We start from the raw sequence: 14,664 nt of genomic DNA on the forward strand, positions 1-14,664 counted from the left end.
TGGTCAGAAGATTTTGCATTGCAAGGCTAGACAGCGAGAACTCCTTCATTAGACTGGCTCTGCCGGGCACTGCTCCGGCCTTCCTCGGTGCGCCCCGCGTATCCGAGTAAAGATGGAATCGCACGACATATCGCCCTGAGAACCCCCTGAGCCAAGGACCGTGATCGACGTGAAGGTCGGCATCCCCCGCGAGGTCAAGAACAACGAGTTCCGGGTGGCCATCACCCCCGCCGGAGTGCATGAGCTCGTCCGCAACGGCCACCAGGTCGTCATCGAGGCGAACGCCGGTCTGGGCTCCTCGATCACGGACGAGGAGTTCGTCGCGGCGGGTGCGCAGATCCTGCCCACGGCCGACGAGGTCTGGGCCGCGGCCGACATGGTGCTGAAGGTCAAGGAGCCCATCGCGGAGGAGTACCACCGCCTCCGCAAGGACCAGATCCTCTTCACCTACCTGCACCTGGCGGCCTCCAAGGAGTGCACGGACGCCCTTGTCGAATCCGGCACCACCGCCATCGCCTATGAGACGGTCGAGCTGCCCAACCGCGCCCTTCCGCTGCTCGCCCCGATGTCCGAGGTGGCGGGCCGGCTCGCCCCGCAGGTCGGTGCCTACCACCTGATGCGCCCGGTCGGCGGTCGCGGTGTGCTGCCGGGCGGCGTCCCGGGTGTCACTCCCGCCAAGGCCGTGGTCATCGGCGGAGGTGTCTCCGGCTGGAACGCCACGCAGATCGCCGTCGGTATGGGATTCGACGTGACCCTGCTGGACCGCGACATCAACAAGCTGCGCGAGGCCGACCGGATCTTCGGCACCAAGGTCAAGGCCGTCATGTCCAACTCCTACGAGCTGGAGAAGGCCGTCCTCGACGCCGACCTCGTCATCGGCGCGGTGCTCATCCCCGGTGCCAAGGCGCCGAAGCTGGTCACCAACGAGCTGGTCTCCCGTATGAAGCCCGGAAGTGTCCTTGTCGACATCGCGATCGACCAGGGCGGCTGCTTCGAGGACTCCCGTGCGACCACCCACGCCGAGCCGACCTTCATGGTCCACAACTCGGTCTTCTACTGCGTCGCCAACATGCCGGGGGCTGTGCCCAGCACCTCCACCAACGCGCTCACCAACGCCACACTCCCGTACGTGGTGTCGCTCGCGAACAACGGCTGGGTCGAGGCGCTGCGCCGGGACCCCGCGCTGGCCAGGGGGCTCAACGTCCATGAGGGGCAGGTCGTTTACAAGGAAGTCGCTCAGGCGCACGGCCTTGAGTCGGTGGAGCTCGGCGTCCTCCTCGGCTGATCGGGAGCTGATGCGGGGCTGATCCACGACTGCGCACGGCTGATGCGCGGCTGATCCGGGAAAGCCAAGCAGGCGACAAGAGCGACCAATCCGTCAATACGGGTCGTCAACATCACACATCCGGCCGGACCTTGACGAACAGGGTCCGGCCGGATGTGTGTCCGGACACTGCGGGATGACGTCCAACTCGCCTCGAACGCAACGCTCCAGCCGTTTCGCACAGCTGTGAAAAGTGCGGACCGGGCGCCGTGCGCCCTTGACATGGAGGGGTTCGGATGCCGACACATCGGGCCGGGTCCGGTGGATTGTGTTGCTGCGGACCGGTGACACGCCATAGAGTCGCCAACCGTCGGCATGGTGCCACGCTGACCTGTCGATAAAGTTTCCTGGTCACGTCCAAGGAGGTAAGACGACTTGTGAATGAGTCGACATTTTCTCCCGGGGGTGGTCACGCGGGAATCCACCCACCGCGCCAGGCGGGCGTGGGGACGCCCCCGGCCCCTGACCAGGGTGCTGCGTCCGGGCACGAAGCTGTCGGCTCCGTCGCTGTCCGTACCTTCGCGACCCACCAGCACATGACGACGACAGCCCACACGATGAAGATGATGGACGGCCAACACGTGAACGCCATGGCCGGCAACGAGAGTGGCCGAGAGTCCACCCACTTCGCCGACTACGACGAGGTGCCCGAGGGGCACTTCTACGACCCAGACGCCGAGTACGAGCCCGATCCGGAGTACGCGGCCACGCTCGCGCCCGACGCGGCACGCCAGCGCCGCGAGCGGATCGGCCCCACCGGGCGGCCGCTGCCCTACTTCCCGATTCCGGGCCCGTTGACCGATCACGGTCCCGCGAAGATCATCGCGATGTGCAACCAGAAGGGCGGCGTGGGCAAGACGACGTCGACCATCAACCTGGGCGCGGCACTCGCGGAGTACGGACGGCGTGTCCTGCTCGTCGACTTCGACCCGCAGGGTGCCCTGTCGGTCGGCCTCGGCGTGAACCCGATGGAGCTCGATCTCACGGTCTACAACCTGCTCATGGAGCGGGGGATGGCCGCCGACGAGGTGCTGCTGAAGACAGCGGTGCCCAACATGGACCTGCTGCCGAGCAACATCGACCTCTCCGCCGCCGAAGTGCAGCTGGTGAGCGAAGTCGCCCGGGAGTCGACGCTTCAGCGCGCCCTGAAGCCGCTGATGCAGGACTACGACTACATCGTCATCGACTGCCAGCCCTCGCTCGGCCTGCTCACGGTGAACGCCCTGACGGCGGCTCACAAGGTGATCGTGCCGCTGGAATGCGAGTTCTTCGCGCTGCGCGGTGTCGCGCTGCTGACGGAGACCATCGAGAAGGTGCAGGAGCGGCTCAACCCCGATTTGGAGCTCGACGGCATCCTCGCCACGATGTACGACTCGCGCACGGTCCACAGCCGCGAGGTGCTGGCGCGCGTCGTCGAAGCCTTCGACGACCACGTGTACCACACGGTGATCGGGCGCACGGTGCGGTTCCCGGAGACCACGGTGGCGGGCGAGCCCATCACCACCTACGCCAGCAACTCGGTCGGTGCCGCCGCTTATCGCCAGCTCGCCAGGGAGGTGCTCGCCCGGTGTCACGCCGAGTGAGTCTGCCCGGAGCCGATGAGCTGTTCCGTACGACCGGGGGCACGGCCCTTCAGCCGTCGTCTCCGAGGCGGGGGGCGAGCACGGCCAACGGGGAGACGAGGGTGCCGGCACCCTCGCCCTCGGCCGACGGGCCATCGGCCTCCGGTGCGCCCGGCGCTCCCTCGGTGCCGGGGGAGGAGCACGCCGCGGCGGCGGAGGACGCCGAGACGGCCGTGCCGCGCAGCCGGGCAGCCGGTGCGGACAGCGACATCGCACCGGCGGGGCAGCCGGGCCAGGCGGCCTCCGCGGCTTCCGCCGCCCAGGGCAAGGGACGCCCGGCAGCCGCTGCCGCCCCCGCCACGGGAGCGGCGCCCAGGCGCCGTGGGCGCACCGCCAACCGGCGTCCCAGCGGCCGTGAGCGCCACGACGAGAAGATCACCGTCTATGTCTCGGCCGAAGAGCTGATGGACCTGGAGCACGCGCGCCTGGTGCTGCGCGGGGAGCACGGGCTCGCCGTCGACCGGGGGCGCATCGTGCGCGAGGCGGTCGCCGTCGTACTGGCGGACCTGGAGTCCCGGGGCGACGCGAGCATCCTGGTGCGGCGGCTACGCGGCCGCTGACGGGGTAGCCTGCGCGCGCCCGTATCTTTAGCCGCACCCTGGACACCCTGGACGCCTGAACCCCATGGCCCCATCCGACGACCTCGCCGCCCCCGCTCCGCGCACCCCGCGCCGTGTGCTGGGTCGCGGCCCGGGTGCGTCCTGGCCACCGCGACCGGTGGCACCGCCGTCGGAGGGACCTGAACCGCCGCGACCGGAGCCGCGGGCGGTACGGAAGCCGGAGCCGGAGGAGCCCGCCGCGGCGGTGGCGCCGCCGGGCCGGGTCCCGGTGATCGAGACGCCGGACGCGGAAGCGGACAGCCCCGATACCGCCGCCGTGGCCGATGCCGGGCAGGACGAGGCCGAGAAGGGTGAGGCCGAGAAGGGTGACGCCGGGGAGCAGCGGGCCGCCACGGCTGACGATGGACGCTTCACCGTGCGCCTCGCCAACTTCGAAGGGCCGTTCGACCTGCTCCTCCAGCTGATCTCCAAGCACAAGCTGGATGTGACCGAGGTCGCCCTGTCCAAGGTCACCGACGAGTTCATGGCCCATATCCGGGCCATGGGACCCGACTGGGACCTCGATCAGACCACCGAGTTCCTCGTGGTCGCCGCGACCCTGCTCGATCTGAAGGCGGCCCGGCTGCTGCCGGCCGCCGAGGTCGAGGACGAAGCCGACCTGGCACTGCTGGAGGCCCGCGACCTGCTGTTCGCACGGCTGCTGCAGTACCGCGCCTACAAGCAGATCGCGGAGATCTTCAACGGGCGGCTGGAGGAGGAAGCCAGACGCCACCCCCGGACCGTGGGCCTTGAGGACCACCATGCCGAGCTGCTCCCCGAGGTAGTGATCAGCATCGGCGCGGAAGGCTTCGCCAAGCTGGCCGTCAAGGCGATGCAGCCCAAGCCGAAGCCCCAGGTCTACGTGGACCACATCCACGCGCCCCTGGTGAGCGTGCGGGAGCAGGGCGAACTGGTCGTGGCCATGCTGCGGGAGCGCGGGAAAGCCACCTTCCGCGAGCTGACGGACGGAGCGGACGGCACCCTCACGGTGGTCGCCCGCTTCCTCGCGCTGCTGGAGCTCTATCGTGACAAGGCCGTCGTCCTGGACCAGGAGGACGCCCTGGGAGAGCTCACCGTCACCTGGGCCGGTGGTGACTCCGCCGCGCATGTCACCGACGAGTTCGACCGCGCTCCCGAGACCGTGGAGGAGAAGGCATGAGCGACGTGGACCTGAGCGCGGGCACGGATCCGGACACCGGTGTGGGGCAGCACGCGGAGCCCGGCCCGGCCCCGGACTCCGATGCCCCCAAGCCGCCGCTCAAGCCCGCACTGGAGGCGGTCCTGATGGTGGTCGACGAGCCTGCCACCGAGGAACACCTGGCAAAGGTGCTGGAACGCCCCCGCAGCGAGGTCGCGGACGCCCTGCGGGAGCTCGCGGACGAGTACACCGTCCAGGGCCGCGGCTTCGAGCTGCGACTGGTCGCGGGCGGCTGGCGCTACTACACCCGGCCCGAGCACGCCGCCGCAGTCGAGCGCTTCGTGCTCGACGGGCAGCAGGCCCGGCTTACCCAGGCCGCGCTGGAGACTCTGGCGGTGGTCGCCTACCGCCAGCCGGTGAGCCGGTCCCGGGTCTCGGCGGTACGCGGAGTGAACTGCGACGGCGTCATGCGCACCCTGCTCCAGCGCGGTCTCGTGCAGGAGGCGGGCGCGGAACCCGAAACAGGTGCGATCCTGTACAGGACGACGAACTACTTCCTGGAGCGGATGGGCCTGCGCGGCCTGGACGAGCTCCCCGAGCTCGCGCCGTTCCTCCCGGAGGCGGAGGCGATCGAGGCCGACACCCTGGAAGGGGTTCCGTCGTTCGATCCGGATGCTCCGGACGCAGACGATGACGAAACGACGACGACGGAACTTTGATGCGAAGCAGCGGCAGGAACAGCAGCGGACGCGGTGACTACCGGGGGGCCGGTGGGGGCGCCTCCCGGTCGAAGAGCGGGGGATCGCGCGACGACAAGCAGAAGCGCGCGGGCAAGCCCCGTCCCGAGGAGCGCCGCTACGACGTCGGCGGGTCGTCCGGGTCGTCCGCGTCCGAAGGCCCCCGCAAGGGCCGCGGCACGGCCGCCCGGGGCGGCGCCAAGGGCGGCCCCAAGCAGTCCCCGCAGCGCGGTGGCGGCCGTACCGCACCCGCACGCTCCCGGGAGTACGAGGCTCGTGCCGAGGAGCGCAACCGCGCGCGCTACGCGGACAAGCCGCAGATCAAGACCCCCAAGACCTTCCCAGGCGCCGAGCAGGAGGGCGAGCGCCTCCAGAAGGTGCTCGCCCGGGCCGGCTACGGCTCGCGGCGCGCCTGCGAGGAACTGATCGAGGACGCCCGCGTCGAGGTCAACGGCTCGATCGTGGTCGAGCAGGGCCTCCGGGTCGACCCGGAGAAGGACGAGATCAAGGTCGACGGGCTGACGGTCGCGACCCAGTCGTACCAGTTCTTCGCACTCAACAAGCCCGCCGGTGTCGTCTCCACCATGGAGGACCCGGACGGCCGCCAGTGCCTCGGTGACTACGTCACCAACCGCGAGACCCGGCTCTTCCACGTCGGCCGGCTCGACACCGAGACCGAGGGCATCATCCTGCTCACCAACCACGGCGAGCTTGCCCACCGCCTCACCCACCCCAAGTACGGCGTCAAGAAGACCTATGTCGCGGCCATCCAGGGTCCCCTGCCGCGCGAGGTCGGCAAGCGTCTCAAGGACGGCATCCAGCTCGAAGACGGCTACGCCCGCGCCGACCACTTCCGGGTCGTCGAGCAGACCGGCAAGAACTACCTGGTCGAGGTCACCCTCCACGAGGGCCGCAAGCACATCGTGCGCCGCATGCTCGCCGAGGCGGGCTTCCCGGTCGACAAGCTGGTGCGTACCGCGTTCGGGCCGATCGCGCTGGGCGACCAGAAGTCGGGCTGGCTGCGCAGGCTGACCAACACCGAGGTCGGCATGCTGATGAAGGAAGTCGGCCTCTGAGCCGCTGACGGGCCGGTGCACTTCGCGGGCGTTCTCCCGGACGTCCGCGTTGTCAGCACCCCCGGATAGCCTTCGGCACATGATCGAGGGGGAAACCACCGCGATGCCGCTTGGCCTGCTGGCACAAGAGGCGGCGGAGCTGTGCGGCCGGGACGACAGCGACGTACCGGCCTTCGAGCGGCTGCTTGAATCCGTGTTGCTCTGGGGCTTCCGCGACCCGGACGCGCTGGCCGCGGCACTGTCGGCCGATTCCGGTCAGGTCCCTTGGGCGGCCCGGCAGCGGCCGCGGGGTGGATGGCTGCTCAGGCACATCGTGTCCCACGGACTGCGGTCGGCGCCCGCCGCTGGGGGCGCCGGATGGCTCGAACTGTGCCAGCACCAGGCGGTGGACTACATCTTCGGCGCACGCACGGGCGAGCTCGTCCAGCGGCTGCAGCTGCGGCTCGGCGAGGTCATGCCGTGTCTTCTGTCGCTGCCGAGCAGACCCAGTGGAGCCGTGGATCCGCATGACCTGGTCGCCCGCCTGGCGGCCTACGAGCGAGCCGGCGCCCGTCCCGGTGCGGCCGACCTGGGATTGGCGCTGCTGCGCTGCGGCGGTGGGCCGGCCGAGCCTGACGTGCTGCGGGCGGCGGAGAAGCTGGTCCTCCCCGATGCGCCCAGGGTGGTCGACTGGCTGCGGCAGGGCGGTCTGCCCCAGCCGGGGTCCTGGCGCGAGCGCGAGGCGGGTGAGCCGCAGCGGCCGAGCAGGCGCCGGGGCGCCAGGATCGGGCGGCGGATACTGATCGGGACGGAGGCCGTCGAAGGGCGGGGTGAGTTTCCCCGGCAGTTCTGGTCGCTGTTCCGGACGTACGAGCCGCGTATCGCCTGCCCGCACTATGGGTTCTACTCCCGTGACGCGTACGCGGTCTCGGTGCTGCCGTGGCATCCCGAGGTCGTCGCCGCACGGCAGTTGGCGGAGGTGGCATCGGTCGCCGATCAGGACGGCAGCGGCGGGGCGGAGTTCCTCCCGGCGCTGGCGGCGAGCGAGGGCCCGGCCGGTCCCGCCGTACACCTGGCCATCGCCTATGGACTCGCGGCCGTGCCGGATGCCGACCGGCGGGCCGCCGCCACCGCACTCGTCATGCTCGCCGGCAGGGGCGGGCTGGACGGTGCGGGTCTCGGCGAGAACATCGTCGAGCTGTTGGAGCTGGGGACGCTGAAGGTGCCGCTGCTCACCGACGGGCTCCGGACCGCAGCTGAGGCCTCCGGCGGCGCGGGACCGGTCTGGTCCGTCATGGCCGCTGCCCTTCCCGGGCTGCTGGCCCGCACCCGGCCGCAGTTGCACGGCCCCCTGCTCGCCATAGCGGCGGACTGCGCGGCGCTGTCGGGGGCGCGGGGAACCATACCCGAGATCGAAGCCATAGCCGGGCGGCAGGGATCCTCCCAAGTGCTCCGGCAGGCCCGGAGGTTGCGGGACTCCTTGGCGGGCTCCTGACGAGACGCTCGTACCGGCCAGGACCTGGTCGCACCGGATGGGCGTGGACATGCCCGTAATCCTGATCGAGGACGGCCCTGCCGCGCTGGGGTGGCGGCGCTGTCGGCGGATCGAGGAGCCGTACAGCCGCGGACGGGTCAGGACCGAGTTGCAGCGGGCCGTCGACACCGGGGAGATCCGTGTCGCCTCGGTCGAGCTCACCGCGCGCCTGATGAATGCGGTGTTGGGTGAGGCGGTGCTCGTCGTGATCGGTGCGAACGACCGGGCGAAGGTCCGCGCGGATGTCGAAGTCACGCTCCGTGCCCTGCTCTCGGGTCTCACGTCTCCATCGGAAACGTGATCAGCGCGTTCCGGCGTGCCGATGGGCCAGTTGGTGATGTGCTCCCGGGCGACCAGGGCGAGATCAGTCCGTGTCCCGGGGCCCATGGGTCTGGAGGAACAGCACAGGCCCGCCGCCGAACCGGCCCTCGTCCGCCAGGGCGATCAGTGCGGCCAGTGCCTTGGCCGTGTAGACGGGTTCGAGCCCGAGCCCGCCCTGCTTCTCGGCGGCGAGGCGCAGGGCGTTGACGGCCTCCGGAGTGCTGTGGCCGTAGCCGGGACCCAGCCAGTCCCGCACCATGGTGACATCGTCAGGGGTGAGCCCGACCGGCGCAGGATCCGCGCCCCGCTCGTGCAGCAGCCCTTCGGTCCGCCGGGCGAGGGATGTGATGGCGGGTGCGTCGAGCCGCAGGGTGTCGTTGACCACCACACCCACGACCCGGGTGCTCTCGAGTCCCGCGAGCCGCAGGCCGAGCGCCAGGCCCGCCGCGGTGCCGCCCGAGCCGACAGCGGTGACGATATGCGAAGGCGGGGGGAGTTCACCGGCGGTCACCTGTGCCGCCAGCTCGAACGCGGCCTCGACATAGCCGATGGTGCCGATCGGAGCCGAGCCGCCCGCAGGCAGGAAGTACGGCAGCCGTCCGCCGCGCGCATGGCGCAGGAACAGCCAGGGGGCCGCCGCGATGGTGCGTGACTTGGTACGGGTGAAGTGCAGGGTGGCGCCCGACCGCCGAAGCCGCCGCAGCTGCTCCCGCACATGGTCGTCCACCGGCTGGTCGATCAGGGCCAGCGCGGTGTCCAGGCCCTGCTCCCGGGCGTAGAGGGCGGTCGCCAGGCCCCAGTTCGTGCCGATTCCGCCCACGGTGAGGATGCCGCGCGCCCCCCGGCGGCGTACGTCGGGAAGGATCCACTCCAGCTTGCGGACCTTGTTGCCGCCCCAGCCGCCCGAGCCGTATCCGCTCTCGTCCTTGCACCAGAGCTCCACCGCGCCGGTCAGCCCGGTCAGTTTGCGTACCGGCGTCGGTCCTCGGCCGAGCGGCACATGGGGGAGTGCGGCGGCGAGCCGCGGATAGCGGTGGTGGAGCAGCGGCCTGTCCATGCCTGGTGACTCCTTTCCGGGGCCCGGCTCAGCGTACTGACGTGGGACAGGGGGGCGATACGGCCCGTGGTGACCCGCTGACCCCCGACGGGTCGGGCGCTGTGCCGCTTGTCGTGGGCACGCACCTCCTTTATAGTCAGAGTGACTATTAAGAAGGGGATGGGTTGTGAGCCTGGCAGACCTGCTCGAACCGTTGCAGCGACCGCTGTTCACCTTGCTCGACACGCCGGTCAGTTGGACCGAGGTGCTCGGTTTTGGCAGCGGTGCGCTCTGTGTCTGGCTGGTCGCCCGGCAGCACATCGCCAACTGGCCCATCGGCATCGCCAACAACGTGCTGTTCATCCTGCTGTTCACCCAGGCCGGCCTGTACGCCGACGCGGCGCTCCAGGTCGTCTTCATCACCCTCGCCGTATACGGCTGGTGGACCTGGACCCACGGGGGTGGACCAGGCTCCGACGCCCTCCCGGTGCGCCGCACCACGCGTACCGAGTGGACATGGCTGCTCGCGGCGGGGGTGGTGGCGACCTTCACCCTCACCCTGCTCCTGGACCGTGCCACCGACTCGACCGTCCCCTTCTGGGACGCGCTGACCACCGCGCTCTCTCTCATGGCGACATACGGCCAGTGCCGCAAGCGGCTGGAGTCCTGGTGGCTGTGGATCTCCGCAGACGTGGTCTACGTACCGCTGTACGCGTACAAGGAGCTCTACCTCACCGCGCTGCTCTACGCCGGTTTCATGGCGCTGTGCGTCAACGGGCTGCGCTCCTGGTCGCGCGACCTGGCAGCGGCGGACCGGCGGAGCCCGATGGAGGTGACGGCGGTATGAAGCGCTACGGACACGGACTCGTGCTCGGCAAGTTCTACCCGCCGCACGCCGGGCACCACCACCTGGTGCGCACCGCGCGCGACCGCTGCGAGCGGCTCACCGTGCTGGTCTGCGCCGCGTCCGTCGAGTCGATAGCTCTCCAGGACCGCGTGGCATGGATGCGGGAGGTCCACCCGGACGCGGACGTCGTGGGCGCGGTGGACGACATCCCCGTCGACCTCACCGACCCTGCCGTCTGGGACGCCCATATGGCGGTCTTCCGCGCCGCCGTGCCCCGCCGGGTGGACGCCGTCTTCACCTCGGAGCCGTACGGCACCGAACTCGCCCGCCGCTTCCGCGCCGAGTCAGTCTGCGTCGACCCCGACCGCACCGTCTTCCCGGTGTCCGGGACCTCCGTACGCGAGGACCCCGTCGGCTGCTGGGACTTCCTGGAACCGCCCGTACGAGCGGCCCTCGCACGCCGGATCGTGGTCCTGGGCGCCGAGTCGACCGGCACCACGACCCTTGCCCGGGCGCTCGCCGCGCGGCTCAGGACACGCGGCGGCGTCTGGGCGCGCACCGGCTGCGTACCCGAGTACGGCAGGGAGTACAGCGAGTACAAGCTCGCCCGGCTGCGGGCCGAACGGCCCGGCGCCGACTGGTGCGACGTCCGCTTCCGCACCGAGGACTTCCCGCTGATCGCACGGCGGCAGGCAGCACTCGAAGACGCCGCGGCCCGCACCGGCTCACCCGTGCTCATCTGCGACACCGACGCGTTCGCCACCACCATCTGGCACGAGCGCTACCTGGGTGGACCCAGTGCGGAGACCGAGCGGATCGCGGCACGCGGACACGCCGACCTGTGGCTGCTCACCGACCATCGGGATGTGCCCTTCGAAGACGACGGGCTACGCGACGGTGAGCACCTCCGGCCCTGGATGACCGCACGCTTCGCCGAGCGGCTCAGCGCCACCGGGCGGCGGTTCCTCACTGTGAGCGGGCCCCATGAGCAGCGCCTCGCCACGGCACTCGCGGCCGTCGACGTGGTGCTCGCCGACGGGTGGCAGCTCGCCGATCCTCTCCCGGAAAGGCGGTGACCGTGTCCGAAGCCTACGACCCGGGCACATACGACCCGCATGCCTTCCCGCCCTTCGCGGTCACCGTCGACCTCGCCGTCTTCACGGTCCGGGACAGCCGGCTCCAGGTACTGCTGATCGAGCGGGGCCAGGAACCGTACAAGGGCGCCTGGGCGCTGCCGGGCGGCTTCATCCTGCCCCGGGAGTCGGCTGGGCAGGCCGCCCGCCGTGAACTCGCCGAGGAGACCGGGCTGTCCGAGGCCACCGCCGCCGCCCTGCACCTCGAACAACTGCGCACGTACAGCGAACCGGACCGCGACCCCCGGATGCGGGTCGTGTCGGTCGCGTACGCCGCCCTTGTCCCGGACCTCCCGGAGCCGCACGGCGGGGGTGACGCCGCGCACGCCCGGTGGGTCCCCTGGGGCCGCCACGGTCCGCTCGCCTTCGACCACGACCGCATCCTGGCCGACGCCCACCAACGCATCGGCGCCAAACTCGAGTACTCCTGCCTCGCCACCGCCTTCTGCCCCGCCGAGTTCACCCTCGGCGAGCTTCGGCAGGTCTACGAGACCGTCTGGGGCGTCGAACTCGACCGCCCCAACTTCCGGCGCAAGGTGCTCACCACGCCCGGCTTCGTCGAGGCGGTGGCAGGCGGGGCACGCCTGACCGGCGGCCGGGGCAAGCCGGCCGCGCTCTACCGCGCGGGCCCGGCGAAGGCCCTGCACCCCCCACTGCTACGACCGGAAGGAGCACGAGATGACCGCGAATGACAGGTTCGCGAACGACAGGACCCCGATGAGGACCGCCACCAAGCAGGCGGCCACCGGCACCCTGATCGGACTGGCGCTCGGAGACGCACTCGGCTTCCCCACCGAGTTCAGCGACGTGCCCTCGATCCTCGCCAAGTGCGGACCCTGGCGGGAGATGGCGCTGCCGAAGCCCGCGATCGTCACCGACGACACCCAGATGACCCTGGCCCTGGCACGGGGGATACGCACCGCCATGGACCGGGGCCCGCTCGACCCGCTGCGGATGACGAGGCCGGTGCGCGAGGAATTCGTCGACTGGTACCACTCACCGGAGAACAACCGCGCGCCCGGCCGCACCTGCCTGGTCGCCTGCCAGAAGCTCGACAGCGACCGGCCCTGGCAGGACGCCAGCCAGATCGGCTCCAAGGGCTGCGGGGCCAATATGCGCGTCGCGCCGGTCGGACTCGTCCCCCGGCTGAGCGAGGGGCAGCGCGCGGGCGCCGCACAACTCCAGGCGGCACTCACCCACGGACACCCCACGGCACTCGCCGCCTCCGACCTCACTGCACGCGCGGTGTTCCTGCTCGCCCAGGGCGCGGAACCACTCGGCCTGGTCGGCAGGCTGCGCTCGTACGCGTACGAGAACCGCTCCCGCTACCACCACCGCTGGCTCGGCGACCTGTGGACCCGCGCCCATGACGCCACCCCCGAGGACTTCATCCGGCGCGGCTGGGACGAATGCCTCGCCGTGCTGGAACGCCTGGCGGCGGCTCTGCGCGAACCCAACCCCGAGGTCGACCCGTGCATCGCGACGGGTGACGGCTGGATCGCCGAGGAAGCCCTCGCCACGGCCCTGCACTGCTTCCTGCTCTTCCCCGACCAGCCCCTGCCGGCCCTGCGCCGGGCCGCCTGCACCCGGGGTGACTCCGACTCGATCGCCTGCCTCGCCGGGGCGTTCGCCGGGGCGCACCTGGGGGCGGCTGCCTGGCCCAAGGAGTGGGCGGAGCGCATCGAGTACCGCAGCGAACTGCTGACACTCGGCGCGCTCTGGGATGCTTGATCCATGCTGGATGCCCTGAGCCTGGACCTCGTCCCTGTCGTCGCCGACCAGCCGGATCGGCTGATCTTCGCCACCGTCTCCGGCGCGCACCTGTACGGGTTCCCCTCACGGGACTCCGACGTGGACCTGCGCGGCGTTCACGTGCTGCCCGTGGAGCGGCTCGTGGGGCTGCGCGAGCCGGAGGAGACCCGGTCCCGGATGTGGGACCGGGACGGCACCGAGCTCGATCTGGTGACCCATGACCTGCGCAAGTTCGTACGTCTGATGCTGCGGCGCAACGGCTACGTGCTGGAGCAGTTGCTGTCACCGCTGGTCGTCCATACGACACGGGAGCACGCCGAACTGGTGGCGCTGGCACCCGGTGTACTCACCAGCCATCACGCGCACCACTACCGGGGTTTCGCGGGCACCCAGTGGCGGCTGTTCGGCAAGAGCGGCGAGCTGAAGCCGCTGCTCTACACCTTCCGGGCGCTGCTCACGGGCATCCATCTGATGCGTACCGGGCAGGTGCAGGCGCATCTGCCCACCCTCATCGGGGAGGTGAAGGCACCCGGCTATCTGCCCGAGCTGATCGCGGCCAAGACGGAGGCCGAGCACGGTCCGGCCGTCGTCGACACCGAGTCGGTGCGCGCGGACGTCGACGCACTGCACGCGGAGTTGGACGAGGCACAGGCACGCACGGCCCTCCCCGGCGAGCCGTCCGCCTTCGCCGCCCTGGACGACTTCGTCGTACGGGTGCGCCTGGCGCGGGAATCCGGCGCGGTGCCCCGGCAGGCGGCACGCCAGGACTGACCCTCAGCCTTTCGCGGACGCCCTGCGGGTACGCACCAGGAAGTCCTCCACCCGGCGGCGGTCCGGCTGCTCGGGCAGCGGGGAGCCGCCGACGGCCCGGTCGGCCTCGTCGGCGAGCCGGGTCATCCAGGACTCCACCTCGGCCCAGGCCACCTCGCCGCGCTTGACCGCGAGCAGCCGCTCGCGGTCCTCGCCGACCTCGATGACCAGCCGTCCCGTGCGCAGCAGATCGCGGCAGGACGCCAGCAGGCGCAGCAGATGCATGGCGTGCTTCCAGCGGGGCGCCCCGTGTTGGCGTACATCGGCGTCCAGCTTGCGGCGCTGGCCCCAGGCGTAGCGCACGAAGGTTTCGTGCGCCTGACGGGACAGGAACGCCTTGCGCAGGGCGAGCAGTTCGCGTCCGGTGCCGTCGATGTGCTCGATGAGCGGGGAGTGCAGGCACTCCAGGATGTTCGGGTTGGCACGTAGCGCCAGTTCGCAGAAGCGCTCCAGCTCCCAGCTGAACTGCTCGTCCGCCGGACCCTCCACATGCGTCGGAGGCTTGTCGAACCGCCAGTAGAGCGCTGTGGGGGCGAGGAAGACCCCGCGGCGGTCGGTGTCGCTGCCGTCCGTGGCCAGGCCGAAGGCGCGGGAGCCCATCACGCAGGAGTAGATGGTGTGGTCACGTATCAGCGCCTCGGGGGTCATGGCGCCAGGCTATGCGACCGGTGAGCGGGGTGGCCGCGCTGGTGGAGCGGGGTCGTTGGGGGGGGGCGGGGGGGGGGCGGGCCCACAAGGTTTTTGTAGTGGGGGGTG

Annotated in this window: 15 protein-coding genes; 13 read left to right on the top strand and 2 right to left on the bottom strand. The window is 70.8% G+C overall.

The window, feature by feature from the left end:
- Positions 1-169: 169 nt before the first annotated feature.
- The 8 genes from ald (at position 170) to ACFWI9_RS16710 (ending at position 8,310) form a co-directional block, all read left to right on the top strand.
- On the top strand, positions 170-1,285 hold the full coding sequence (gene ald / locus ACFWI9_RS16675) for an alanine dehydrogenase (RefSeq protein ID WP_387162610.1): 1,116 nt from the start codon (positions 170-172) through the stop codon (positions 1,283-1,285).
- 482 nt (positions 1,286-1,767) lie between these two features.
- Positions 1,768-2,907, top strand: coding sequence for a ParA family protein (locus tag ACFWI9_RS16680; protein WP_387162582.1), 1,140 nt, complete (start codon positions 1,768-1,770; stop codon positions 2,905-2,907).
- A complete protein-coding gene (locus ACFWI9_RS16685) occupies positions 2,904-3,506 on the top strand; it encodes a hypothetical protein (protein ID WP_387162612.1) in 603 nt (200 codons plus the stop codon). The genes ACFWI9_RS16680 and ACFWI9_RS16685 overlap by 4 nt, the downstream gene beginning before the upstream one ends.
- A gap of 64 nt (positions 3,507-3,570) precedes the next feature.
- Complete coding sequence (locus ACFWI9_RS16690) at positions 3,571-4,704, top strand: segregation and condensation protein A (protein WP_387162584.1); 1,134 nt, start codon at positions 3,571-3,573, stop codon at positions 4,702-4,704.
- Positions 4,705-4,829: 125 nt separating this feature from the next.
- Positions 4,830-5,402: an SMC-Scp complex subunit ScpB gene (gene scpB, locus ACFWI9_RS16695; protein WP_387162614.1), complete on the top strand. Its 573-nt coding sequence runs from the start codon at positions 4,830-4,832 to the stop codon at positions 5,400-5,402.
- Complete coding sequence (locus tag ACFWI9_RS16700) at positions 5,402-6,496, top strand: pseudouridine synthase (protein ID WP_387162586.1); 1,095 nt, start codon at positions 5,402-5,404, stop codon at positions 6,494-6,496. The genes scpB and ACFWI9_RS16700 overlap by 1 nt, the downstream gene beginning before the upstream one ends.
- 79 nt (positions 6,497-6,575) lie before the next feature.
- Positions 6,576-7,970, top strand: a complete 1,395-nt coding sequence (locus tag ACFWI9_RS16705) for a DUF6493 family protein (RefSeq protein ID WP_387162588.1) — start codon at positions 6,576-6,578, stop codon at positions 7,968-7,970.
- A 49-nt stretch (positions 7,971-8,019) separates the two neighbouring features.
- Positions 8,020-8,310, top strand: coding sequence for a hypothetical protein (locus ACFWI9_RS16710; protein WP_387162590.1), 291 nt, complete (start codon positions 8,020-8,022; stop codon positions 8,308-8,310).
- Positions 8,311-8,373: 63 nt separating this feature from the next.
- Here the strand turns inward: ACFWI9_RS16710 and ACFWI9_RS16715 are convergent, their stop codons facing one another.
- Positions 8,374-9,387: a 1-aminocyclopropane-1-carboxylate deaminase/D-cysteine desulfhydrase gene (locus tag ACFWI9_RS16715; protein ID WP_387162592.1), complete on the bottom strand. Its 1,014-nt coding sequence runs from the start codon at positions 9,385-9,387 to the stop codon at positions 8,374-8,376.
- 166 nt (positions 9,388-9,553) lie between these two features.
- Between ACFWI9_RS16715 and pnuC the strand changes: the two genes are divergently transcribed.
- Genes pnuC through ACFWI9_RS16740 form a run of 5 tightly spaced genes read left to right on the top strand, consistent with a single transcriptional unit; the run spans position 9,554 to position 13,869 of the window.
- Positions 9,554-10,213: a nicotinamide riboside transporter PnuC gene (pnuC, locus tag ACFWI9_RS16720; protein WP_387162594.1), complete on the top strand. Its 660-nt coding sequence runs from the start codon at positions 9,554-9,556 to the stop codon at positions 10,211-10,213.
- Positions 10,210-11,289: an AAA family ATPase gene (locus tag ACFWI9_RS16725; RefSeq protein WP_387162596.1), complete on the top strand. Its 1,080-nt coding sequence runs from the start codon at positions 10,210-10,212 to the stop codon at positions 11,287-11,289. The genes pnuC and ACFWI9_RS16725 overlap by 4 nt, the downstream gene beginning before the upstream one ends.
- 2 nt (positions 11,290-11,291) lie before the next feature.
- Positions 11,292-12,038, top strand: a complete 747-nt coding sequence (locus ACFWI9_RS16730) for an NUDIX domain-containing protein (protein WP_387162598.1) — start codon at positions 11,292-11,294, stop codon at positions 12,036-12,038.
- Positions 12,025-13,077, top strand: a complete 1,053-nt coding sequence (locus ACFWI9_RS16735; RefSeq protein WP_387162601.1) for an ADP-ribosylglycohydrolase family protein — start codon at positions 12,025-12,027, stop codon at positions 13,075-13,077. Before ACFWI9_RS16730 ends, ACFWI9_RS16735 begins: the two co-directional genes overlap by 14 nt.
- Before the next feature lie 3 nt (positions 13,078-13,080).
- Positions 13,081-13,869 (top strand): DNA polymerase beta superfamily protein, encoded by a 789-nt coding sequence (locus tag ACFWI9_RS16740; RefSeq protein WP_387162603.1) that lies wholly within the window; start codon positions 13,081-13,083, stop codon positions 13,867-13,869.
- A 3-nt stretch (positions 13,870-13,872) separates the two neighbouring features.
- Here ACFWI9_RS16740 and ACFWI9_RS16745 read toward each other — a convergent pair whose 3' ends face one another.
- Positions 13,873-14,556: a DNA polymerase beta superfamily protein gene (locus ACFWI9_RS16745; protein ID WP_387162605.1), complete on the bottom strand. Its 684-nt coding sequence runs from the start codon at positions 14,554-14,556 to the stop codon at positions 13,873-13,875.
- Positions 14,557-14,664 lie beyond the last annotated feature (108 nt).

This window comes from Streptomyces sp. NPDC127084 (assembly GCF_042724175.1).
Taxonomy (GTDB): Bacteria; Actinomycetota; Actinomycetes; order Streptomycetales; family Streptomycetaceae; genus Streptomyces.